The organism is Actinoplanes sp. NPDC051346 (assembly GCF_040682215.1).
Lineage (GTDB): Bacteria > Actinomycetota > Actinomycetes > Mycobacteriales > Micromonosporaceae > Actinoplanes.
Window position 1 is genome coordinate 280,217 of record NZ_JBFBAJ010000002.1, and the last position, 22,735, is coordinate 302,951.

Consider the following 22,735-nt stretch of genomic DNA (forward strand, 5'->3'; position numbering starts at 1 on the left):
AGCGGCTCAGCCCTTGACGACGACCTTACGGCCGGAGGCCTTGACCGTGTACGAGACGGTCTTGTGGGTCCACGGGTTCGTGGCGTATACCCGTGCGCCGCGACTGATGTCCTTGACCTTGACGATCTTCAGGCCGTCCCGCTGGTTGAGCAGGGTCGCCCAGGTGCGGACGGTCTTACGCAGGGCCGCCACCTTCACCGTGCGCCCCTGTGCCACCACGCGCGTCTGCGCCGCGGCCTCCGAAGCGACCGTCTTCACGGTGGAGGCCATGGCCAGGTAGGCCACACCGTGGGACAACGTCGTGTCACTGATCGTCGCCGCTGCCGCCGGCAGCGCCACCTGCTGCTCGCCGTAGCCGTACCTCAGCGTCGCCTCGAGACCGTCGTCGTTGACCTGGACGTCGGTCAGTGTCCCCGCCGGATCGACCTGCATGACGAAACGAACGCCGTCATCGTTGGTGTACGCGAAGTCGGCGGATCCGTTGTCGTGCAGGGTCTTGGTGCCCGTGCGGATGTCCTCGTCGGTCAGCACCTTGGCGGGTGCCGGGCCGGTCGCGTCGACGAAGTCGTCCATCTTCAGTCCCGGCTCGGACCGGAACCTGTACTTGACCGCGGGCCGCCCCATCATCCTCACCGCGGCCCGGAAGTTCTTGGAGGAGGCGATGGAGGTGTACCTGCCCTTGCCGTCGACGGCGTATTCGGTGAAGGCGAGCGTGCCGAAATCCGCGTGGTCGACGGCGACTCCCCGGTGGGGATCGACGACGTACGAGAGAGTGACCGTCTCCGAGCCTCGGTAGTAGGACATGGTGGCCTTCCAGCCGTCCTCGGCCGCCGCGGTGGTCGTGGTGGCCACGGTCTTGAGCGCCGCTGCCATCTCGGTCGCTGACAGCGTGGTGGTCGTGTCGGCGGCGTGCGCGGCTCCGGGAGTCGCGACGAGGCCGGCGGCCAGCGCCACGGTGGTCATCAGGAGAGCGGACCGAGACGGACGAAACATGCATCACTCCGGGGGAGATAGCGAGGGGAATCCCAACATATCCGGACTTAACGCACGGTAGATCAGCCTGGCAGGCACGGGTTGACCGCCGCTGCCGGCGAGCGGTGACCGATCCGCCCGGTCCGGCACGGCCGATCGTCGTGGTCCCCACATCCGACCGGAGGACCGACCGAGGACCGGGCGGAGGACCGACCGGAGGACCGACCGGCGGGCCGGGCAGGGGCCCAGGCGGCGGGCCGGGCAGGGGCCGGGCGGCAGGCCGGGCAGGGGCCGGGCGGCAGGTCGGGCAGGAGACCGAGCGGCGGGCCGGGCAGGGGCCCGGGCGGCGGGCCGGGCAGCGGGCCGGGCCTTGCGGTTCGCGTGACGCCGGCGCGGGTGCGCTTCGGGTGCGGATCGCTACCTTCCGGGCGCCGGCTCGCACCGAATCGCTAACCGTCGCCGCGTACCCATGAGGGGTGGACCTGACTGAGGGGGCTGACGGCATGGTGTCGACCAGTGCGGCCGGGCCGTCGCCGATAGCGCGGCAGGCGAGCGCCGTGTCGTCACGGCTGCGGCGGCTGCGCCGGTACGCCTGGCGATACGTCAGCGGCCTAGGCGCCGTCGCGATCCTGGTCGGCCCGTTCCTGCCGTGGGCGGCCACGCAGGCGATGTACGGCATCGTCGGGCTCGCCGCCGTCGCCGCGGCCGCCGTCGGCATCAGGCTGCACCGCCCGGCGCTGGCCCACCCCTGGTGGCTCCTGGTCGCCGCCGTCTCCGTAGCCACGCTCGGCAACGTGTACTGGACCGTGGAGTTCTCCGTCACCGGCCAGCGGATCCCGTTCGGTTCGTTCGGCGACGTGATCTATCTCAGCGCCTACCCGCTGCTGGTCGCCTCGCTCTGGACGATGGGCGGGCGTCGTACCCGCCGTACCGGATGGGTCGACGCCGCCATCGTGACCAGCGGGCTCGCCGTGCTGATGTGGACCCTGGTGATCGACAGCTTCCTGGACGGTTACCCGCTGAGCGGCGCCCGCCTGGTCACAGCGATGGCGTTCCCCCTCTTCGACCTCGCGGTGGTGGCGGTCAGCGCGCGGCTGCTGTTCACCGCGAGCACACCCCCGATGGCGCACATGCTGGCAGCCGTCATGGTGGCCGCGCTGATCATCGCCGACATGGTGCACTTCGCCCACACGACCGGAGTGGTCGTCGGCGAGGTCGCGCACAACCCGGTGTCCACCGCCGGCTGGCTGCTCGGGCTGGTTTTCGCCGGCGCGGCGACCACGCATCCGTCGATCGGCCGTCCGACCGAGGCGGGCCCACTGCGGCTGCGGCTCGGCTTCGGGCTGCAGCCGGGCGTGCAGATCCTGCTCGCCCTGCTGGGACCGGCGGTCACGGCGGTCTCCCTGCTCGACGAGCTCGTCGCCGGCAACGCGGAGCCGGCCGACGTCCTGGTCCCGTTGACCGCTACCGCCGTGATGTCGGTGCTGCTCGTGGTCCGGCAACAGCAGTTCGCCCGGACCGCCACGGCGCGCGCCGCGGATCTGGCGGCCCAGGCGTGCACCCTCACCAAATCTCTGGAGGAGCAGCGCGCGTTGCAGGAGCGGCTGAGCCACCAGACCCTGCACGACCCGCTCACCGATCTGGCCAACCGACTGCTGTTGCAGGAACGGCTGGGGCACGCCCTGACCCGACGGGCCGGCGCGCACGGCTTGCTGCTGCTGGACCTGGACGGCTTCAAGGACGTCAACGACACGCTCGGCCACCCGGTCGGCGACGAGCTGCTGATCGCGATCGCGGTGCGGCTGGGCGCCCTGGTGCCGGAGGGCGACACGTTGGCCCGGCTGGGCGGCGACGAGTTCGCCATCCTGCTGGAGGAGACGGATCCGGAGCGTACGGTCACGGTCGCGACCGCCGTGTTGGAGGCGATCCGCCAGCCGTTCACGGTCGGCGGGGTGGAGCTGTCGCTGACCACCAGCATCGGCCTGCACACGGTGCGGTCACCGGCCACCGTCGCGGACGCGTTCCGCGACGTCGACCTGGCGCTGTACGCCGCGAAGTCCGCCGGCAAGAACCAGGTCGCGGTCTTCACCGACCGGCTGCGCAGCGAGCGGGAAGACTATGCCCAGACCGTGGCGGGGCTCCGTCGCGCCCTCAAGGACGACGAGTTCGAGCTGCACTACCAGCCGCTGGTGGACCTGGCGACCGGGGCCATCCGTGGGGTGGAGGCGCTGCTGCGCTGGAACCCGCCGGGTCAGCGGCCGGTGCCGCCGAACGCGTTCATCCCGGTCGCCGAGCAGAGCGGCCTCATCGGCGCCATCGGGGACTGGGTGCTGCGCCGGGCCTGCACCGAGGCGCGGGCGTGGCACGAGCGGCACGGCACCACGGTGTCGGTCAACGTGGCCGGCCCGCAGCTGCGCGACCCCGGATTCCCCGACACCGTGTGGCGGGTGCTGCGCGACACCGGCCTGCCGCCGCGGGCGCTCACCCTCGAGATCACCGAGACCGACCTGGTCGCCACCACGATGGCCGAGGCGGACGAGGTGATCGCCCGGCTGGTCCGGATCCGCGAGTGGGGGGTCCGGGTCGCCATCGACGACTTCGGCACCGGCTACTCGTCCCTGTCCTACCTGCGCCAGCTGCCGGTCGACATCCTGAAGATCGACCGGGCGTTCATCCCGCAGGACCGTGGCGACGCGGGCTTCCGCTCCGACGACCTGACGCTGACCCGGGCCATCGTGGACCTCGGCGCGAGCCTGCGGCTGACCACGGTGGCCGAGGGCGTGGAGACCGCCGCCCAGGCGGATATGCTGCGCGAGCTGAACTGCCCGGTGGTGCAGGGGTACCACTTCTATCGCCCCATGCCCGCCCGCGACCTGGAGGGGATCCTGGCCGCGCCGGTCGTCGTGGCCGCCTGAGCCTGGCCCGGGTCGGTCAGGCGAACCACTGTCTGACCGTGGTCGCGAGCTGCGTGCGGAGGTCGTCCGGGTTCACGCCGAGCGCGGCCGCTTCTCCGTCGGCGATGGCGTCGGCCACCCGCTCGAACGTCAGGAGAAGCGCGAGGTCGCGGGGTTCGTGGTGACGTCCAGACACGGGGACGCGGCGACCGCGCAGCCGCGCCAGCCAGTCGAGTTGCCTGCGGCGTTGCCGCCGGGCGAATTCCCGGACCTGTTCGTCCACCGGCACCAGGACCCGCAGGCTGGCCCGGAGTCCGGCCCAGCGGACGTGGTGGTCCACCACCACGTCCACGATCGCGCGCGGATCGCCGACCGCCTCCTTCAGCGTGTCCTCCAGTGCGTTCCACTCGGCGTCGACCCACTCCCGGTAGACGGCGAGGAACGCGGCGCGCTTGTCCGGGAAGTGCTTGTAGAAGGTCGCGGGTGCGAACCCGGCCGCGCGGGCCAGCCGGTTCGTGTCCGTGCCGTGGTAGGTGTCGCGATTGAAGGTCTCGGCGGCGGCGGCGATGAGGCGGTCGCGGGTTGTGGGTGAGCCTGCCATGGTGATATTTCTATCACCATGGCATTCGCACTGGGAGCCACGGATCGCGAGGCCCACGTCCGTGGCATCACGCTGGCGTACGACGACAGCGCTCCCGAGGCCACCGGCCGCGACGACCGCCCGGTCCTGCTGTGCCTGCACGCGATCGGGCACGGGGCACGCGATTTCGCGGGGCTGCGCGCGGCTCTCGCCGGGCAGTGGCGGATCGTCGCGCCGGACTGGCCCGGCCAGGGCAACTCCGGCCCGGACCGGGAACCGCCGACGGCCACCCGGTATGCCGACCTGGCCCTCGGCCTGCTCGACACGCTCGGCGTCGCGCGGGCCGCCGTGCTGGGCAACTCGATCGGAGGCGCTGCCGCACTGCGGTTGGCGGCCCTGCACCCGGACCGTGTCACGGGCCTGGTCCTGATCGACGGCGCGGGCCTGGCGCCGATCGGCCCGCGCGAACGGCTCGCCATCCACGCGTTCGTCGCCCTGTTCCGCGCGGGACAGCGCCGTCGCCGGTGGTACCGGTGGGCGTTCGCGGCGTACTACCGGCAGCTGCTGCGCAACCCGGCGGCGGCGACGCACCGGTCCGCGATCGTCGCCGCGGGCTACGACTCCGCCCCCGTCCTCGCCGCGGCCTGGCGGGGCTTCGCGGACCTCGACATACGGGACCTGGCCGGACAGGTGCGCTGCCCGGTGCTGGCCGCCTGGGCACGCCACGATCGGGTCGTACCGTTGGCGGCGAGCCGCCCGGCGCTGGAGCGCGTCGCCGACCTGACGCTGTCCGTCTTCGATGCCGGCCACAGCCCGCATGTCGAGAATCCGGCGGAGTTCGAGGCTGTGCTGCGAACGTTTCTCAAGCGACTCTGACCGGCTCCAGGTCGACGACCTCGCGCCCGAGAGGCCAGAACGCGGCCGGGACGAGCTTGAAGTTGGCGATGCCGAAGGGGATTCCGATGATCGTCACGCACTGGGCGATCCCGGCGACGATGTGCGCCAGGGCGAGCCACCAGCCCGCGACGACGACCCACAGCACGTTGGCGACGCCGGATGCCACGCCCGCGTCGGGGCGGCTGACGATCGTGCGGCCGAACGGCCACAGCGAGTAGACCGCCAGGCGTAGCGACGCGATGCCGAACGGGATCGTGACGATCAACGCGAAGCAGATCAGGGCGGCCAGGCCGTAGCCGAGGGCGAGCACGAAGCCGCTGCCGAAGATGAACCACAGGACGTTCAGGAGGAAGCGCACCCGTTCAGCATGACCGGGGCACGCCAGCCTCTCGCGGCGTCCGCGGTGGCACACTGGTCGGATGGCCCGGATCTATCTGGCGGATCACACCGCGCACATCAGGGGCCAGTTCAAGAGGTCCGCGCTGCACTGCGTCGGGGGCCTGGGGATGGCCGGGCTGCTCGGCGTCGTCCACCTCATCGTGTTCTCGACGATCGTGCAGAGCAGGCACGCGTTCCTGGAAGCCGCGGCCTGGGGAGCCATCATCATTCTGGGGCTCCTGTCCGTGCTCGGCCTGGCGTTCATCGGGGTGCTTTATCTGGTGTACCGCCGGCGCCGTCCGGACCTCGACGCCGCCGGCGCGGAAGCCTCGGGGGAGCGGCTGGCCCGCCTGCACCGACCGCGGCCCGACAACCGGCCATAGACGGTCCCACCAACCAATCCAGCCTCCTAGGATGCTGTAGGGATGGTGCCACCGATAACCGGTGGAGCATCTGGCGGGGCGCTGTTAGCGTCGCCGGATCGCAGCGGTCTCCTGCCACGACGCATCCTTCGCGTGGGGCGGCGCGACCGAGACGCACGCGCTCCGGGCGCCGAACGAGGACAGGCCGTTGTACATCAGCTGAGACATCCACCGCGCCGAGTAAGCACGCCATGAGTTCCGACGGTGGCCTCATCGGAGGCTGCCTGCGTCGTGCTGCCGGTGCTGGGCCCTGCTCTCTCGAGCACTGATGTCCCGCATGACCAAGCGAGTGCGGCGCGCCGTCGTGACACACGGCCCGCCACTCGCTCCCGCGTCATGCGCGGACTCCCTCCGCGGAGCGTCGTCTCCGCACGGAATGTCGCAGCAGATCGGTATCGACCGTGACCAACAACGCAACAGCACGACGACTCGCGACCCAGTGGGTGGTGTGCCCCACGGGCCTGCCGCTCATCCGTCGCCGCTGCCTGAACTGTCCGTCGGCGCGGTATCGCGCACACGGAAAGTTCCGGGTCAACGCAAACCACCAACTCCTCGACGTCTGGCTCCTGGCGCTGTGCGTCGGATGCGGGAAGACCGTCAAGCTGACGGTCCTCGAACGAGCCCACGTCCGCTCCATCAATCCGTCGACCCTGACCCGGTTCCACGACAACGACCCCGAACTCGCGGCGACCCTGCTGGCGGATCCGGGATTGTTGCGTCGAAACGGCGTCTCGCTCGACTGGGACGGCGCGTGGACTCTTCAGAGGATGACCATCGACGTCTCGGCAGCCGAGGAGATCCACACCTCGGTCCGCTTCGCGCAGCGGATCCCGATCGGGCTGACGAGACTGCTGTCGGTGGGGATGGACGTGTCCCGAGCCAAGGTGCGAAGGCTCGTCGCCGACGGCGCCCTTTCCTCGACGCGCCGTCTCACCGGGAAGTCGTCCAGCGACTTCAGCTTCACCTTGCGCCGATAGGGATGCCCGCGGGGCTGGCGGCCGAGGCCGCCAGCCCCGCGGCTAGCTCGGGCGGATCGCGGTGAGCAGCATCTCGAGCGGCCGGGGCAGGACGTCCTGCTCGGCCGCCGCTTCGACCAGCAGCCGGGCATAGCGCAGTTTGCGGCGCGAACCGCTGCCCAGGAACCGCCGCAGCTGCGCGGCCGGTTCCCGGCCTCGCCAGGCGGGCTGGCTCTGCAAGGAACGGAACGACCCGAGGTCACCCTGGGAGTCGAACAGCGTCTCGACGCGTACGGTGCCGACGGCGCGGATCAGCTCGTCCTCCAGGTCGTCGACGCAGACGGAGAAGCCGAGCTGTTCCAGATCGGCGTCCGTACGCGGTGAGCCGACGCCGGCGGTGGTCAGTCCGCGCCGGAACACCTGCGCCTCTCGGAGGTCGCACAGGCCGGCGAGGCGTACCCGGCTGTGCGGGGGATCCATGGTGGACAGGAACCGGCCGATCGCGTGCGCACCGCCGATCGGCACGATCACGGCGTGTTCCGCCGCGAGGTCGCGGCCTCGGCTCGCCGCGGCCGTCTCGACCGCGATCTGGTCGCTGATGCCCTCGACGAGCACCACGGTCTCGGCGGTGTCGGCCTTCGCGAGGGCCCGGGCGGTCGCCTCCAGCGGAGCGTCCGGGCCACTCGCGTAACCGGCCAGTGCCTCGCGGGCGAGCTCGCGGCGGCGGCTGCCGTCCATGACCACCCTCCCGTCGTGTCCCTCGGCCGTGGTCGCCATCATCGATGGGGGAGTTGGCGGACGACAAGTGGTTAACCGCGGACCGGCCGCGGGGCGTCGTCGAGCCAGTCGTAGATGCGGCCCATCGCCAGGCGCTGGGCGCCGGAGTGGCGGTGCGCGCCGGCGCCCTCGGCCGTGGCGGACCGCATCAGGGTCTTGGGGTCCGGTGAGGTGGTCGTAGAGCCCGGGCGCTGACCCTCCATTAGCGACGCCGTCATCCATATCCCCGCGAGCTGGTCGCACTTTAGGGCGTACATTTCCTGTTTCTCGAAATTCGTGATTCTTCGGCATTTTATTCTCGGGCTTATGCGTTTAGCTTCGATTGCGCGCCCCGCCCCGCGGCGGCGTCACCTTGGACTGTTGCTCGCCGGCGTGATTGTCGCGTCGGGAACGCCCACCGCCGCCGTCGCGGCCGCTCCGCTGGTGTCCGCCAAGCCGACCAGCACGGTCGGTTTCGACGGCCTGGTGTACGCCACCGCGTACGCCGGGTCCACGGTGTTCGTGGGCGGCAGTTTCCGTAACGCCATCGTCGACGGGCGGTCGGTGCCACGGAAGCGGCTGGCTGCCCTGGACGCCCGTACCGGCAAGCTGTTGCCCTGGGCGCCGACGACGAACGGCACCGTCTGGGGGCTGACGGCGTTCGGGCAGTCGCTCTACATCACCGGCAAGTTCACGACGGTGGGTGACCAGGCGCGCGGCGGCCTGGCGGACATCAATCTGCGGACCGGCGCGGTCGGCACCCTGAAGCACACGATCAAGGGCGAGGGGCACGCGCTCGCCGCGGGCGGCGGACGGCTGTTCCTGGGTGGAGCGATCAGCGCCGTGGACGGGCGCGCGCAACGCAACCTGGCGGCGTTCGACCTCACCAGCGGCGCGCTGGACACCACGTTCGGCAGCGGCGCCGACAAGGAGGTCAAGGCGCTGACGGTGGCCGGTTCCCGGCTGTATGTCGGGGGCGCGTTCAAGCACGTCAACGGGGCCGGCGGCACCGTGCACCTCGCCGCCCTCCGGCTCGCCGACGGACAGGTCGACACGACGTTCCGTCCCGTCACGCCGTATGCCGCCGGGGCGATCACCGTCGCGCCGGACAAGGTGTACGCGGCGCTTGCCGGACCCGGTGGCCGGGTGGCCGCGTACCGGCCGGACGGCACCCTGATCTGGAGCACGGTCACGGATGGTGACGTGCAGGCGATCACGCAGCTGGGCGGATCGGTGTATGCCGGCGGCCACTTCACCGTCGCGTGCCCCGGACCGTCGCGCACCGCGACCTCCTGGTGTCCGAGCACTCTGCGCAGCCAGCCGAAGCTGGCGGCGTTGAACGGCGAGAACGGCAAGCTGCTCGACTGGAACCCCAAGAGCAACGGCAAGTGGGGAGTGCTCAGCATGGACGTGCATCCCACGCTCGGCAGGATCGCGGTGGGCGGGGAGTTCACCGCCCTCGGCGGCCTCAGCCGTCCGCACTTCGCGCAGTTCGGCACGCCTTGTTCCTACGGATGTGGCGGCCGGTCCGGGCCCGTCGGGCGATAGCACCCGATCGACGATCGCGGGGCGGTGCCGGAACTCCGGCGCCGCCCCTTCGACGTTCGCCGTGCCGGGGGTCAGGTCGTGAAGACGGTGAAGGCCACCTCATGGACGGCGCCGCCGGCGCGGAACTGCAGGAACATCCGCTTGTCGCCGCGTTCGGCGAAGGCGGCGTGGAAGGCGAGGACGCCGTCGGCCGGCGCGTCGCCGGCGGCGTTGGCCGGCAACGGGTGCAGGTGTTTGAGGCCCTGGGTGCGGACCTCGAAGGTGGACAGGTGGGCGTACGCGCCGAGGTACGGTTCGAGCACCGCGGGCCGGCCGTCGCGGACCACCTGGAAGCGCAGCGCCGTCTGGGTCCCGGAGGTCAGGTCGGCGGTGCCGTCGAGGCGGCGCACGGTGTACGGGCCGGAGCGCGCCCGCGGCTGCGGAGCGGGGACCGGGACCATGGTGGTGTCGCCGGCGATGACGAACGGCACGCCGAGGACGGTGGGTTCGGCGCCCGCGGGACGGTCGTACGGGACGAACTCGGTGTACACCCGGTAGGCGCCGCCGTCGGTGAGGGTCACCGGTGCGGTCCACACGCCGTCGGCGACCTCCGGATGCAGGTGCTGGTAGCCGGAGAGATCGTCGCGGAGCACGTACATGTGCATCGGTTTGGTGTGGACGGTGCGGAGGTCGGTGACCGGGCCGGCGGGTCCGGTGATGCGCAGGGAAACGGTGCCCGGTCCGCGGCCGGTGGGCAGGGTCAGCGCCTCGGCGCGGAAACCGTCGTAGGCGTCGGAGAGTCCGTCGCTGTGGTAGGTGACCGGTGAGAGGGCCGGCGCCCGGGTCGGGCCGCGGCTGTCGGCGACCAGGTAGGCGAGGGCGACGAACGCGGCGAGCGTCACCGCCGCGGACAGCCATCGGCGACGTCGGTCGGTGCTGGCGCGGACCGGGCGGTCCGCGCCAGCGGGCTGACTGGTCAGCGGACGGCCGCCGCGCCGGTGGGCCGCACGAGGTACAGGCCGACGCCGATGCTCTGGACCGCGACCACCCCGTTCTTCAGGTACGGCAGGACCATCCAGGTGGCGCTGTAACCCTTGGCGTTGGACGCCGGGTCGGTGTCGAAGTAGCCGACCTCGGGCAGCCGGGCGGAGGCGGCGGAGGTCGTGTCGAGGATGCGCAGGCCGCCGCGGTAGGACGCCTGGAAGTGGCGGTTGCCGACCGTGTAGCCGTTGTGGTTGACGAAGGTGCCTCGCGTCGACACGTCCTTGCCCACGTACCGGGCGGCGTCGAGCCGTTCGATGTTGTAGACGAAGTCGGGGCTGCCGCCGCGGGTGCTGATCGTCTCGTCGTTGACGATCATGTGCTTGTAGTCGCTGGTGGCGAAGCCCTGGTGGATGAAGCTGGCGCCCGGGTGGCTGACGCTGGACAGGACCTTGATGTTCGACTTGTCGGTCACGTCGAGGATCTGGAACCGCTTGCCCTGGCCGGTGTAGTTGAACGCGATCTCGCGTCCGGTGAACCGGGTGTCCGGACCCGCGTAGTTCACCACGATGGACTCGTGCGAGTAGACCTCGCGGTCGTAGCACGCCGCCAGCTTGAGGGTGAGGGGCGTCCTGATGTCATAGATGGTCAGGCCCTTGCCGCAGGTGTTCGCGCCGGAGACGTACAGGAAACCGGTGCTCTGGTTGATCCACAGGGTGTGACTGTTCGTCAGGCCGGTGAAGTGAGCGTCCGGGGTGAACGTCTGAGTGGTGGTCACGCCGCGCAACCTGGTGAGGTTGAAGACCTGGATCCCGTGCGTGACCGAATCCTTGCCGATGTAGGCGTGGTTCTGGTACGTGCGGATGTCACACCAGGAGGAGTTGGTGCCGTTGGCGGCCGGCAGGTTGCCGACGTACTTCGGGTTGAGCGGGTCGGTGACGTTGACGAAGGACACCCCGTTGGAGCGGCAGTACAGGACGTACTCGTTGCTGTCGCTGGTGTCCAGCCAGTACCACATGCTCGACGAGCCGCCGCCGCCCAGTTCCGACTGCGGCAGGAAGCTGAGCAGGTCGACGTTCTTGCACGGGTACTTGTCGACCTTGCCGTCGACGCAGGTCATCGGCGCGCCGGCGAGCCGTTCGCCGCTGCGCCAGGTGGGCTCGTAGATGCGGAGCAGCTCCGCCTGTTCGGCCCGGCCCTCCGGGGTGCCGGGGTCGTGCGCCGTGGCGGGCACGCCCGCGACGGCGAGTAGGAGGAGCGCGGTGATGGCGAGCGTCGTGCGGCGTACTCCTCGGAGCATGGTCAGCGCCCTTTCGCGCGGAGGGCCGGCGCGAGCGGGTGTGAAACGCGCCGGTCACGTTCCTCAACGCTAGGAAACATTGTGACGGCCGTCAATGTGTTGGTGGTGCGATCGCGGGTCAGAACAGCGGCGAGCGCCCCTTGTATCCGGTCGAGACGCGCACGGCGGTGCGGAAGCCCTTGCCGGTGCCCGGGTAGAGGAGCAGGTGCCCGGTGCTGCTCTGCACCGCGATCAGATCGGTGTAGCCGTCCCGGTCGAAGTCGCCGACGCCGAGCAGATCGCGCAGACCCTTGCCGGAGCCGACCTTCAGCTTGGCCCGGAAGCCGCCGGACTTGCCGCGGTACAGGTACAGGTTCTCGGTCTTGGTCTCCTTGACCAGCAGGTCGGGACGGCCGTCCCGGTCGAAGTCGCCCATGCCGGCGAACTCGCGGCGGTCGTTCCAGTCCCCGTACGCGAGCGCCTTGCGGGCGCCGAACTTGGCGCCCTTCGCGCCGGGATAGAGGTAGAGGTTGCCGTTGCTGATCTGCTGGGCCAGCAGGTCGGGGTAGCCGTCCTTGTTGACGTCGCCGATCGCGGTGAACTCGCGCAGTTTGCGCTGGTCTTTGAAAACCTTCTTGGCGGTGCCGAGCTTCCCGTTGGCCTGACCGGGGTGGAAGTAGACCGCGCCGGACTTCTTTCGGGCGATGACGTCGGGGTAGCCGTCGCGGTTCAGGTCCATCCGGACGACCTGGTCCACGTCGGCGAAGCCCTTGGCGATGTGCGTCCGGGACGTTTCGTAGACGACGGTGCCGTTGCCCGGGTAGGCGAAGAGGTTGCCGGTGCTCTTGGTGCGGGCCAGGACGTCGGACCAGCCGTTGCGGTTCCAGTCGGCCTGCTTCGCGCCCGGCAGCACCCGGAAGTCCAGGTAGTCGTTGTCGATGTTGATGGAGACGCCGCCCCAGGTCTCGACGTGGCCGCCCTGGTACTGCTTCATCCGCCGGCCCGGTGACCAGTACCCGGCCGGGATCACCTTGTCGGTCACCGTGACCTTGTTGTCCCAGCGGGCGAAGTCGATGTAGTCCGGCCGTACGTATCCGGCCTTGCCGTAGACGGCGACCTGGTCGGCGATGCCGGATCCGGCGCTGCTGTAGTAGCCGGAGAGGTAGCCGAGATCGTGCAGGCGGGCGGTCCACGCGCTCATGAACGACAGCACCCCGGCCTTGCAGGCGGCGTTCGTGCTGTCGTACGCCTCCATGTCATAGATCAACACGCTGTCCGGCGACAGCCCGAGCGCCCGGGCCTGGACGGCGGCGTCGGTCGCGGCGTCCCGGCCCTGCGCGGCCGCGGTGGCGTTCACGATCAGGTGTCGCCGGGTCACCTTGGTGCAGCTGGCCTGCGGACCCACGTAGATCGGGATCAGTCGCCAGCCGCGGGTGACCTGCTCGCGCACCCAGGCCGGGGTCAGGTTGGGCTGGGCGCAGCCACGGGCGACGCCGCCGAAGTAGATGCCGACCGCCCGATACGGCGACGCCTTCAGCCACGCCGCCATGGTGGCGCTGGACGGGGCGGTACAGGCATCGAAGCCGTACCCGGTGAAGTTGCCCGGCTGCGGTGGCAGTGCGGCGGCCGCGCCCGCGGTGTGGAAGAACGCCAGCGGGGTGATCGAGAGCAGCACCACGAAGACGCCGAGGAGGCGCTTGCGGTATCGCAGAAGCCGGTGGGGGTGCATCCGGTGACGCCCGGGCGTGGGCGCGTCGCTCATGGGGGGCCTAACGTCGGCAAGATGTGAACCTGGAGATACAACCAGGTCGATCTTTCGCCGCCAAGACTCGTTCGGCCGATTGACGCCTGGCCGAACGGTCTGCCGGCCCCCGTTCGGCCGCGCGGTTCACGACGTGGTCCACGTGCTGGCCTCGACGGGGCTGTCGGGGTGGATCGCTCAGGCGGGGGCCATGCCGACCGGGTGGGCCGCGTGCAGCCAGGTCGTGCGCGACGACGCGGCCGTCATCGTCGACGACACCCATGCCGACCCGTATCACTTCGACAGCCTGGCCGTCGCCGAGAGCGGCATCCGGTCGTACGCCGGGGTGCCGCTGCGGGACGTCGAGGGCCGCGTGGTGGGCACGCTGTGCGTGATGGACCCGCGTCCCGGCCGATTCACCCGCAACGACGTGCGCACCTTGACCGTGCTGGCGCGCCAGGGCAATCAGCTGCTGTTCAGAAGCTCCTGATGGCTTTCGCGACGATGTCGGCGCCGACGCTCCACGGCCAGTGATGCTCGACGGGTAGCCGATACTGCGGGATCGAGTGCTCGAGCAGGTAATTCCGCGTCTCCGGCGGGGTCGTGCTCGACGCCCACAGATAGAGGTTCCGCACCGGCAGGTGGCGGTAGCGATCGCCGAACTCGCCCGAGGCTCCCCGGGCCCGGGCGTCGCGGCCGAGCACCCACATGCTCTCGGCGTCCGAGGCGTCGACAGCCTCGGCGTAGCTGGAGGGTGCGTGTCCGTCGGCGACGAGGCCGCGAACCCGCGCGGAGAAGACGTTCTTGAACTCGACGGCGTCCTGGTGGTCGGCCGCCCGCCCGGAGAAGTAGGCGTCCTCGGGCGTCAGGTTCCCCTCGATCGACACCACGCCGGAGCACCGCCGGCCGAGCCGGTAGGCCGCCTCGACCGCGATGACGGAGCCGAGCGAGTGCCCGATGAGCGTGACCGGCTCGGCGGACTCCCGAAGGACGAGGTCCGCGACCAGGTCACCGCAGCCCTCTATCGACAGGGGTGGGTGTGCCGGCGAGGCGCCGAACCCGGGAAGGTCCGCGACCGTCACCGCGACCGTCTCGTCCGCGAGCTCCTCGATCAGGGGCTGCCAGGAACGCGCGTTGTCGGCGAAGCCCGGCACACAGACGGCGCGGATCTCTCATGAAGCGCAGTCTCGCACGGCCAAGATCCACCGTCGAACCCCTGGGCACTGCTGTCCGATGCCCGATCCTCGGCAAGATTTCCCGGTGAACCCGGGCATGTCCGACACGTAACGGTCCCGAGCGTTGCGAGGATGGCCCTCGTGGTGTTCACGAAGGGTAGCCGTCCCATCACGGTGGATGAAGTCAGCGCGTGGAACGTTCAGGAGCTGAACCGGGAGCGGATCAGCCGCCGCTCCGCGCTGAAGGCCGTCATGGCGGGCGCCGGAGGCTACGCGTTCGCGCAGTTCCAGCTCGCCGAGGCCGCCTTCGCCGCCGGCGGCGGCGACGCGGGCCAGGCCGGAGTCGTGGTGTCCGGCCGCCACCTGTCGTTCGTGCCCGGCGCCGACGGCGTGCTGCGGCCCGCGATGGCCGTGACGGCGCAACTGGTCAGCAAGACCGGCACCCTGCCACCCAAGCTGCGGGCGTTCGTCGACGTCGGCGCGGCTCCGGGGGAGTACGGCACCCGGGTCGAGGCGGGCATCACCCACCTGGTCGGCCAGTACGCGATTCCCGGCGGGCCGATCGGAAGCCAGTTCTACCTCAAGGCGACCGTCGACGGGCTGCAACCGGGCACGATGTACCACTACCGGATCCGGCTTTCCGACGGCACGGTCAGCGGTGACGCGCACTTCACCACCGCGCCGCGGCGTGGCTCCGCGGTGCCGGCCCCGTTCACCTTCACCGCCTTCGCCGACGTCGGCACCAACACCGCTCCGACCGATCCCCGGTACGCCTGGGGCCAGAACCCCTCGTCCGTCACCGCCGCCGACGGCACCTGGCCGGCGGGCGTCTTCGACGACAACTCCTACCTGCCGGACGATCCGGTCGCCGGGCCGCAGGGCACCGACAAGCGTCCGGCCCTGACCCAGACCCTGCTCATGGCCACGCAACGGCCCGTCTTCACGTTGCTGGCCGGCGACATCTGTTACGCCAACCCGTCCGGCTCGGGTCTGCCCGCGGACGACACCACGGCGCTCACGCGGATCGCGCCGAAGGGCAAGAACCTCTACAACCCGTACGTCTGGGATGTCTTCCTCAACCAGATCGAGCCGCTGGCCGCCCACACGCCGTGGATGTTCTCCACCGGCAACCACGACATGGAACCGCTCTACGGGGACACCAAGTTCCTCGGTGACAGCCCCACCCACGGGTACGGGGGCCTCGTCGAGCGCCTCGACTTCCCGACCAACGGCCCGAAGGGCTGCCCGTCGGTGTACCGGTTCGTCTACGCCAACGTCGGCATGATCTCCATCGACGCCAACGAGCTGTCCGCGGAACTGCAGACCAACACCGGCTACTCCCGCGGCGCCCAGGTGAGCTGGCTCAAGCGCACGTTGCGGGAATGGCGTACTCAGGGGGAGCGGGCGAAGGACATCGACTTCGTCGTCGCGTTCCTGCACCACTGCGCGTACTCGACGACGAACAACCACGCCTCCGACGGCGGAGTGCGCGACGCGCTCGACCCGCTGTTCAGCAAGTACCAGGTCGACCTGGTCGTCCAGGGCCACAACCACCTGCTGGAACGCACCGACCCGATCCGGTACGGCAAACGGACGCGGTCCGCTCCCGACCGCTCCACGGTGTACCCGGCCAAGGACGGCGTCACGTACATCTGCGTCGGGTCCGGCGGCCGTCCACGGTATCCGTTCCGTCAGGCGCCGGGACCCGCCGCGCCGCCTCCCCCCGGTGTCACGCCGACCGGGCCGCAGAAGCTCGCCGCGGGGCAGCGCTACCGCGGCTACCAGCCGCCCGGTGGTCCCAACTCTCGCGAGAACAACACCGAGAACATCGTCAACAGCTACTTCTGGTCGAAGGAGAAGAGCTCGGTCAAGCCGGCCGGGCACCCGGCGGGCAGCCGGGTCCCCGAGGTGGTCGACTGGTCGCAGGTCCGCTACGACGACTACGCGTTCATCGCCGTCGACGTCGTGCCCGCCGCCCCGGGGGCACGCACCACGCTGACGGTGCGCAGCCTCGCCGACGCGCTGCCGGGCAGCAACAAGCCTTACAAAGAGATCGACCGGATCACCCTGGCCCGCACCGCCGGCCGCGGCGCGATCACGTAGCCGGCCCCAGCCGTTGGAGTGCGGACAGGTACGGGGTGACGTCGTGGCTTTCGGCGCAGGACGCCATGATCGCCCTCAGGTGCCCGGTCACGCGGTCCACCGTCGCGGCGACCGGGACGCCGGGGTGTCCCTCGCGTAGCTGTGCCAGGGCGGTCAGGTAGTCGGCGAGGATATGGCTGTCCTCGATCGCGGGCCGGCGGTCGGCCATCCGCCGGGTCACGACGGCGTGGCGACGCCGAGCATGACCCGGATCCACGGTGGCCGGTGCGCCGCGCGGTATTCGTCGCGGCTGAACTGGAGAGCTCGGACCGTCGTGGCGATCGTGACAACGAGGACGATCAGCTGGACGGCGAGCTGGGCGAATCTGATCAGGACCATGACGCTCCCCCCGCCGGCCGAGTCCGCTGTATTATCACCCATCAATGAGGACGCCACGGGGGTGCGCGTGCGCGACGATCGGGCCGGGGCGCCGCGAGGTTACGAGCGGCAGCCGCACGTCGAGGCGATGGCGGCCTGCGGCGCGCTCGGTTCCGTATTCATCCTGATCACGCTGCTGGTGGCCTTCGGCCTGTTGACCGGGTCGTCGCCGTGACCGCCGGTGGCGGGCCCCGAGCGTGGTTCTCCGACTCCGGCCTCAGTGGAGCGCTGACCATCGCGGTCGCGATGTTGAGCTCGTACGCCTTCGCCTTCGCCGTCTATCTGGCCATCCTGGGCGACGAGATCGGCTTCGTGGCGGCGGTGGTCAAGCTGCCGACCTCGTTCCTGGTGCTGCATCTCGCGATGGCGGTCGCCCTGGCCGGGATCGTCGCGGTGAATTTCACCGTACGGGTACGGCGCACCGCCGCGCGGCCGATCATCGTCGCGCTGCTGTGGTGTCCCTTCGTGGCGGTGGGACTCGGCGTCTTCGAGTTCCCGCTGACGATGCTCATCTGCGTGCCGAGCACGGCCTTCGGGCTGTGGGCGGTGCACCGGATGCAACGCTTCCGCCGGATCCCGGTGCGGCTGCTGCTGGCGGTGTTCGGCTGGGGAGCGCTCGTGGCCACCGGGTTCGCCGCCCCGGTGGTCCACCTGTTCCGGGTCACCGTCCAGGCCATCCTGGTCCAGATCGAGGGCCTGGGCATCACCGCCGAGCGGACCGTCGAGATCCGCCACGAGGTCGCCGTCGCCACCATGATCTTCGCCGGGGTGTGGGAGGAACTGGCGAAGGCGGCCGGCGTCGCGGTGGTTCTCCTGCTGCTCCGCCGGCAGGTCGACGGCCTGGTCACCGGGCTCGTCCTCGGGGCGGCGTGCGGGCTCGGCGTCAACTTCGTGGAGACGGTCGCCTACATGACGGCGGACAGCGGCGGCGCCGCGCACCAGTACTTCATGCGCCAGTCGATCGGGCTGCTGGCGGCGCACACCGCCTTCGCCGCCCTCGCCGGCGCCGGCATCGGTGCCGCCCGCCAGCTCACCGCCGGCCGGGCCCGCGTCATCACCGGCGGACTCGTGGCGGCGGCGGGCGGTCACATGGCGAGCAACGTCCTGTTCTCCTGGTACGGGCAGAACAAGCAGGAGTGGTTCGACCCGAGCCCGCTGGTCGACGCGCTGGTGTTGCAGCCGGTCACATTGATCCTGCTCCAGGGGCCGTTCGTCGTCGCGTACCTCGTGCTGCTCCACAAGGGTCTGGGCGGCCAGGCCGGCGGTCTCGGTCGGCAACTCGCCGCGGAGGCGCGTGCCGGCACCGGCACGGTCGCGCCCGTCGAGGTGCCGATGCTGCTCAGCCCGGCCCGACGGTTGTGGCTCAAGGTCGTCCTGCTGCGCCGCCACGGTCTCGCCGCGTGGCGCAACACCTCCCGGCTGCACGCCGCGCAGTTGGCACTCGCCACGGCGCGCTGGCACCTGGCCCGGCTGGAGGCCGATCCGCTCGCCGAAGGGCTCGACGGCCTCCGCGAGCGGGTGCGGTCCCTCAAGCGGCGCCAGGCCGCCATCGTCGGTGCGGCACGCCCCCGGCCGGTGCGGGTGGCGTCATGACTTTCCGGAGAGCGTCGGCGGTCGCCCTGGGCACGGTGGTGACGGTGCTGCTCTGGCCCGCTGCCGCCCTCGCCGGGGACTGCGGCGAGGTGTCCTACCAGGTGGAGGGCGGCACGGCGCTCGACTGCGGCGGCGCGTCGGCGTTCGTGGCGGCGGCCGCGATCGGCGGGACCGTGCTCGCGCTCGCGGTGGCCGCGGCGGCCGCCAGCTATGCCGCCGGCGGCATGCCGAAGCCGGAACTGGACGCCCTGATCGACGCGCAGACCACGACCGGCGACCCGACAACCGCCGCGACCTCCGCGGCCTCCGCCGCCGCCGATCCCGCCGCGGCGCGGGCGGTGGCTTCGGCGGTCGAGGACTTCGGCCTCGCCGGCGACGCGCAAGCCACCCAGGCGGTGGCCGACGCGTACGCGGTCACGCGCCACTACGTCGCGCCCTTCGTGCTGCGCGTCGCCCGCACCATGCTGCCGTCCTTCCACGCCGCCGCGGCCGCCGACCCCGCCCACAAAGTCGTGTTCGTCGGGCGCGACGGCGAGGCGCTCGCGTTGGCGACGAAGGAGCTCGACCCGGAGTTCTTCCGCGAGCACGGCGTCTCGGTGGTCATCTCCCGTGCGGTCGGCGAGGCGGCCCTGCGCGACCTGGAGAAGTTCTTCCAGCAGACCGCACCCGAGCACCGCCGCCTCCAGGCGGACTTCCGGCGGGACATACCGGATACGGATCTCCGGCGGCAGGCACAGCACCTCGCCACGTACCTGCGGGGCAAAGGAATTCCGATCGGAGAGCCCGGCAGCGTCGTCACGCTCGTGGACTCCAGCTTCAAGGGATCGGTGCCGGCGATGCTGTCGGAAATGTTCCGGCAGACCACCTTCGATGCCCACCTCATCTGGCACGGCCAGGTCCGGCTGGAGAAACCGCTGCGGGTCACGATGACCGGCCACGTGCAGGAAGCCCCGATCGGCGACCGGGGCGCGGTCTGGGAAACCCTGGTGTATGAGCACTTGCTGCGCGGCCCGCTCTCCAGCCCCAAACGCGTCGGCGCGGACGGGGTGCCGTCGCAAACCTGGGAACATCGGACGGAGAACCCGAAGGAGGGCCTCGTCCGCTCGGTGATCTCACCCCGTTATTTGCCCGACGTGGTCCGCGACGCCGTGCGGGCGGCCGCCCAGCAGGCGATCGTCGACTATGCCCGCACCATCGCCGCGGCCGCGAACCCCGACGCGGAGCTGGAGGAGGGCTTCGACGACTTCCGCCGCCACGTAAGAAACTGGTGGGACGACACCGGCGAGGTGCCCGAACCGTTCCGCGAGCTCCTCGATTCGTTCGTCTACAAGCCAGCGAAGTAAACCTGGTCGCTTACCAGCCGGGCCAGGGTTGATGTAGCGGTTTGTCGAAAATCGGGTCCATATCGTTTCGTCGTCGACGCATGGGAACCAGCCGTGCGTCCCCAGGTCGCGACAGCGGCGATCTGCCGTTCGGATGGCGTGGGCCGACCTACCCGTTTCAACGCTTTTTATACGCAATCTGACTACCTTCAGGTGTGTCAGCTTGCCTTGGCGACGAGACGCCCGGGCGCGAACACGGGGGTAGATAGGTGTCGGAAACAGACAAAGCGCGGAAACGGCGCGGTGATCCCCGCTGGGGGAGGGTCGCGGCGGCAGTGCTGGGAGCGCTGCTGGCGATAGCGGCGCTCCCGGCCCCGGCCTGGGCAGTGGCGCCGGCCGATCCGACAAGTGTCACGGCGACCGCGGGTAAGAGGACGGTCGCGGTCAACTGGTCCCATACGGGCACCAACGTCCACCACTTCGTCGCGACCGCCCAACCCGGCGGCAAGATCTGCACGGCGTCCAGCACCGCGAGGACGTGCACCATCAGTGCGCTCACGGCGCTGCAGGAGTACACCGTCACGGTCAAGGCATGCTCGACGACCCTCAACTCCGGCGCCGACTGCTCCACGGGGGCTGCCGCTTTGACGACGGCGATTCCGGGACCCCCGAACAGTCCCACCAAGCCCGCCGTCTCCTACACGGGCAACGGCGGTGAGGTGAGGGTGGCGTGGAACCCCGGCATCGGGGGCACCACCGGCATCGACTCCTTCATCGTGACGCCGTCGCCGGCCACAGAGGGCGTGACGGGCAGCTGTACGTTCCCGGCGGCCCCGAGCACCACCGACTGCTTCTTCGGCGGGCTCACGGCGGGAGTCTCGTACACCTTCCGGGTTGTCGCGGTCGGCGTGGGCCTGACCGGCAGCTCGGTGGCCAGCACGGCGTCGAACGCCATCATCGCCGGACCCCCGGAGAAGCCCGACCCGCCGACGGTGTCCGTCGGTGAGAACGACGACGAGGTGCTCCTCAGCTGGACCGCACCGACCGGCGGGACCCCCGCCACCAGCTACAACCTGTATTCGGACACCGATGGTGTCGTCGGGTTGGGCGACTGTGGCGCTGACGCGTCCGACCGGTCGTGTGTCGTGGTCGTCAACGACCCGAGCCTGGAGTACACCTTCCAGGTAGCGGCCAACGGCGGCGGCGAGTCCGAGCGCAGCGACCCGTCGGAGCCGATCACGCCGGGTAAGCCGGGCGTGCCCGGCACGCCGGCGGTGGACCTGACCGGCCAGGGCACGGCGACGGTCACCTGGGAGGCGCCCACCGACGGCCGAGCGGTCGACCACTACGAGGTGACCTCGGACCCGGTGACGGACAGCCCGCCGGTCTGCGGGGCAGACCTCTTTAATCTCACGTGCGACTTCACCGACCTGGACCCGGAGACGACGTACACCTTCACCGTCACCGCGGTCTCCGCCTCGGGCGTGCAAACCGCGTCCGCCGAGAGCGTCGAGGTGGTGGCCTCCGCGCCCGGCGAGCCGGGCAAGCCGGACGTCACCGTCACCTCGTCGGGTGAGGTGACGGTGACCTGGGACGGGCCGGAAGGCGGTGGACCCATCAACGGGTACACGCTGATCGCGGACCCGTGGGCGGTCATTCCCGACAACTGTGGTGAGGACGTCGGCGATCCTTCCTGCCACATCACGGATCTGGATCCGACTCTGGCCTACACGTTCGTGGTCGGGGCGGAGGGGCCGGCCGGCTACACCGAGTCCGAAGCCAGCGACCCGGTGACGCCGGGCGCCCCGGGTACGCCGGGTACGCCGTCGGTGGTGTTGGGTAACGCGCCGGGTAAGGCGACGGTGTCGTGGACGACGCCGGACGATGGTGGTCCGGTGACGAGTTACACGTTGTCGTCGAACCGGTCGATCACCGTCCCGGAGGGTTGCACCGCGGTCGGGGTGCGCTCGTGTGTGTTTGAGAATCTGGATCCGGCGTTGTCGTACACGTTCACGGTGACGGCGACCGGGCCGGTGGGTCCGCCCGCGGTGTCGGGGACGTCGTCGGGTGTGTTCCCGGACAGGCCGGCTATGCCGGGTACGCCGTCGGTCGAGGTGGGTGACGCGCCGGGTAAGGCGACGGTGACGTGGTCCGCGCCGAGTGGTGCTAGTGGTGGTGCGGTGACGGGTTACACGTTGGAGTCCGATCAGGACATCAACGTGCCGGAGGGTTGTGAGGCGTCGCGGTCGTGTGAGTTCTTGGATCTGGATCCGGAGCTGGCGTACACGTTCCGCGTCGCCGCGGAGGGTGTTTCGGGGCCGACGTGGTCGGCGTGGAGTTCTCCCGCGGTGAGGCCGGACAGGCCGGCGGCGCCGGCGGCGCCGACGGTGACGTTGGGTGCGACGCCGGGTACGGCGACGGTGACGTGGGCGGTGCCGACGTCGGCTGGTCCGGCGACGGGTTACCACCTGACGTCGGATCAGACGATCGTGGTGCCGGAGGGTTGTGAGGCGTTGCGGTCGTGCACGTTCACGGATCTGGATCCTGAGTTGGCGTACGCGTTCCGGGTGGAAGCGGTCGGTAACGCGGGTAACCGGATGGGGGCGTGGTCGTCTCCGGGCGTGAAGCCGGACAAGCCCGGTGTGCCGGGTACGCCGTCGGTGGTGTTGGGTAACGCGCCGGGTAAGGCGACGGTGTCGTGGACGACGCCGGACGATGGTGGTCCGGTGACGAGTTACACCG

General features: G+C 70.5%; 22 protein-coding genes. 11 read left to right on the top strand and 11 right to left on the bottom strand.

The window, feature by feature from the left end; genetic code table 11:
• Positions 1-6: 6 nt before the first annotated feature.
• Positions 7-963 carry a hypothetical protein gene (locus AB0M36_RS05695; RefSeq protein ID WP_364152966.1) on the bottom strand — a complete coding sequence of 319 codons (957 nt, stop codon included), beginning with the start codon at positions 961-963 and terminating at the stop codon, positions 7-9.
• 485 nt (positions 964-1,448) lie between these two features.
• On the opposite strand from AB0M36_RS05695, the gene AB0M36_RS05700 reads away from it, so the two are divergent.
• Positions 1,449-3,887, top strand: coding sequence for a bifunctional diguanylate cyclase/phosphodiesterase (locus tag AB0M36_RS05700; RefSeq protein ID WP_364152969.1), 2,439 nt, complete (start codon positions 1,449-1,451; stop codon positions 3,885-3,887).
• A 16-nt stretch (positions 3,888-3,903) separates the two neighbouring features.
• Here the strand turns inward: AB0M36_RS05700 and AB0M36_RS05705 are convergent, their stop codons facing one another.
• Positions 3,904-4,467 (bottom strand): TetR/AcrR family transcriptional regulator, encoded by a 564-nt coding sequence (locus AB0M36_RS05705; protein ID WP_364152972.1) that lies wholly within the window; start codon positions 4,465-4,467, stop codon positions 3,904-3,906.
• Positions 4,468-4,485: 18 nt separating this feature from the next.
• Between AB0M36_RS05705 and AB0M36_RS05710 the strand changes: the two genes are divergently transcribed.
• Positions 4,486-5,322 carry an alpha/beta fold hydrolase gene (locus AB0M36_RS05710; protein WP_364152975.1) on the top strand — a complete coding sequence of 279 codons (837 nt, stop codon included), beginning with the start codon at positions 4,486-4,488 and terminating at the stop codon, positions 5,320-5,322.
• On the opposite strand, the gene AB0M36_RS05715 is transcribed toward AB0M36_RS05710, so the two are convergent.
• The gene (locus AB0M36_RS05715) at positions 5,309-5,701 is read right to left on the bottom strand and encodes a YccF domain-containing protein (protein ID WP_364152977.1); all 393 of its coding nucleotides are present in this window, start codon (positions 5,699-5,701) and stop codon (positions 5,309-5,311) included. The two genes, AB0M36_RS05710 and AB0M36_RS05715, sit on opposite strands and share 14 nt — an antisense overlap.
• 61 nt (positions 5,702-5,762) lie before the next feature.
• Between AB0M36_RS05715 and AB0M36_RS05720 the strand changes: the two genes are divergently transcribed.
• On the top strand, positions 5,763-6,104 hold the full coding sequence (locus AB0M36_RS05720) for a hypothetical protein (RefSeq protein WP_364152980.1): 342 nt from the start codon (positions 5,763-5,765) through the stop codon (positions 6,102-6,104).
• 440 nt (positions 6,105-6,544) lie between these two features.
• A complete protein-coding gene (locus AB0M36_RS05725; protein ID WP_364152982.1) occupies positions 6,545-7,120 on the top strand; it encodes a DUF1062 domain-containing protein in 576 nt (191 codons plus the stop codon).
• A 42-nt stretch (positions 7,121-7,162) separates the two neighbouring features.
• On the opposite strand, the gene AB0M36_RS05730 is transcribed toward AB0M36_RS05725, so the two are convergent.
• Both AB0M36_RS05730 and AB0M36_RS05735 read right to left on the bottom strand, forming a co-directional pair.
• On the bottom strand, positions 7,163-7,837 hold the full coding sequence (locus AB0M36_RS05730) for a TOPRIM nucleotidyl transferase/hydrolase domain-containing protein (protein ID WP_364152985.1): 675 nt from the start codon (positions 7,835-7,837) through the stop codon (positions 7,163-7,165).
• A gap of 71 nt (positions 7,838-7,908) precedes the next feature.
• Positions 7,909-8,094, bottom strand: coding sequence for a hypothetical protein (locus AB0M36_RS05735; protein WP_364152988.1), 186 nt, complete (start codon positions 8,092-8,094; stop codon positions 7,909-7,911).
• Positions 8,095-8,236: 142 nt separating this feature from the next.
• Here AB0M36_RS05735 and AB0M36_RS05740 point away from each other — a divergent pair, with 142 nt between their 5' ends.
• A complete protein-coding gene (locus AB0M36_RS05740) occupies positions 8,237-9,403 on the top strand; it encodes a hypothetical protein (RefSeq protein WP_364152990.1) in 1,167 nt (388 codons plus the stop codon).
• Positions 9,404-9,474: 71 nt separating this feature from the next.
• On the opposite strand, the gene AB0M36_RS05745 is transcribed toward AB0M36_RS05740, so the two are convergent.
• From AB0M36_RS05745 to AB0M36_RS05755, 3 genes are all read right to left on the bottom strand, one after another.
• Positions 9,475-10,284: a hypothetical protein gene (locus AB0M36_RS05745; protein WP_364152992.1), complete on the bottom strand. Its 810-nt coding sequence runs from the start codon at positions 10,282-10,284 to the stop codon at positions 9,475-9,477.
• Positions 10,285-10,358: 74 nt separating this feature from the next.
• A complete protein-coding gene (locus AB0M36_RS05750) occupies positions 10,359-11,663 on the bottom strand; it encodes a choice-of-anchor B family protein (RefSeq protein WP_364152995.1) in 1,305 nt (434 codons plus the stop codon).
• A 118-nt stretch (positions 11,664-11,781) separates the two neighbouring features.
• Positions 11,782-13,404: a glycoside hydrolase domain-containing protein gene (locus tag AB0M36_RS05755; protein ID WP_364152998.1), complete on the bottom strand. Its 1,623-nt coding sequence runs from the start codon at positions 13,402-13,404 to the stop codon at positions 11,782-11,784.
• 190 nt (positions 13,405-13,594) lie between these two features.
• On the opposite strand from AB0M36_RS05755, the gene AB0M36_RS05760 reads away from it, so the two are divergent.
• Positions 13,595-13,873 carry a GAF domain-containing protein gene (locus AB0M36_RS05760; protein WP_364153001.1) on the top strand — a complete coding sequence of 93 codons (279 nt, stop codon included), beginning with the start codon at positions 13,595-13,597 and terminating at the stop codon, positions 13,871-13,873.
• Here AB0M36_RS05760 and AB0M36_RS05765 read toward each other — a convergent pair.
• Positions 13,860-14,537, bottom strand: coding sequence for an alpha/beta fold hydrolase (locus AB0M36_RS05765; RefSeq protein WP_364153004.1), 678 nt, complete (start codon positions 14,535-14,537; stop codon positions 13,860-13,862). The two genes, AB0M36_RS05760 and AB0M36_RS05765, sit on opposite strands and share 14 nt — an antisense overlap.
• 153 nt (positions 14,538-14,690) lie before the next feature.
• Here AB0M36_RS05765 and AB0M36_RS05770 point away from each other — a divergent pair, with 153 nt between their 5' ends.
• A complete protein-coding gene (locus tag AB0M36_RS05770) occupies positions 14,691-16,661 on the top strand; it encodes a metallophosphoesterase family protein (RefSeq protein WP_364153007.1) in 1,971 nt (656 codons plus the stop codon).
• Here AB0M36_RS05770 and AB0M36_RS05775 read toward each other — a convergent pair.
• Entirely contained in the window at positions 16,654-16,881 is a 228-nt protein-coding gene (locus AB0M36_RS05775) for a hypothetical protein (RefSeq protein WP_364153009.1), read from the bottom strand. The two genes, AB0M36_RS05770 and AB0M36_RS05775, sit on opposite strands and share 8 nt — an antisense overlap.
• Positions 16,878-17,039 (bottom strand): hypothetical protein, encoded by a 162-nt coding sequence (locus AB0M36_RS05780; protein WP_364153012.1) that lies wholly within the window; start codon positions 17,037-17,039, stop codon positions 16,878-16,880. The genes AB0M36_RS05775 and AB0M36_RS05780 overlap by 4 nt, the downstream gene beginning before the upstream one ends.
• On the opposite strand from AB0M36_RS05780, the gene AB0M36_RS05785 reads away from it, so the two are divergent.
• The 4 genes from AB0M36_RS05785 to AB0M36_RS05800 all read left to right on the top strand — a co-directional run.
• Positions 17,038-17,253, top strand: coding sequence for a hypothetical protein (locus AB0M36_RS05785; RefSeq protein ID WP_364153014.1), 216 nt, complete (start codon positions 17,038-17,040; stop codon positions 17,251-17,253). The two genes, AB0M36_RS05780 and AB0M36_RS05785, sit on opposite strands and share 2 nt — an antisense overlap.
• Positions 17,250-18,671 (top strand): PrsW family glutamic-type intramembrane protease, encoded by a 1,422-nt coding sequence (locus AB0M36_RS05790; RefSeq protein ID WP_364153017.1) that lies wholly within the window; start codon positions 17,250-17,252, stop codon positions 18,669-18,671. Before AB0M36_RS05785 ends, AB0M36_RS05790 begins: the two co-directional genes overlap by 4 nt.
• A complete protein-coding gene (locus AB0M36_RS05795; RefSeq protein ID WP_364153020.1) occupies positions 18,668-20,014 on the top strand; it encodes a hypothetical protein in 1,347 nt (448 codons plus the stop codon). The genes AB0M36_RS05790 and AB0M36_RS05795 overlap by 4 nt, the downstream gene beginning before the upstream one ends.
• Positions 20,015-20,328: 314 nt before the next feature.
• On the top strand, positions 20,329-22,735 hold a 2,407-nt coding region (locus AB0M36_RS05800), incomplete at its 3' end, for a fibronectin type III domain-containing protein (RefSeq protein WP_364153022.1).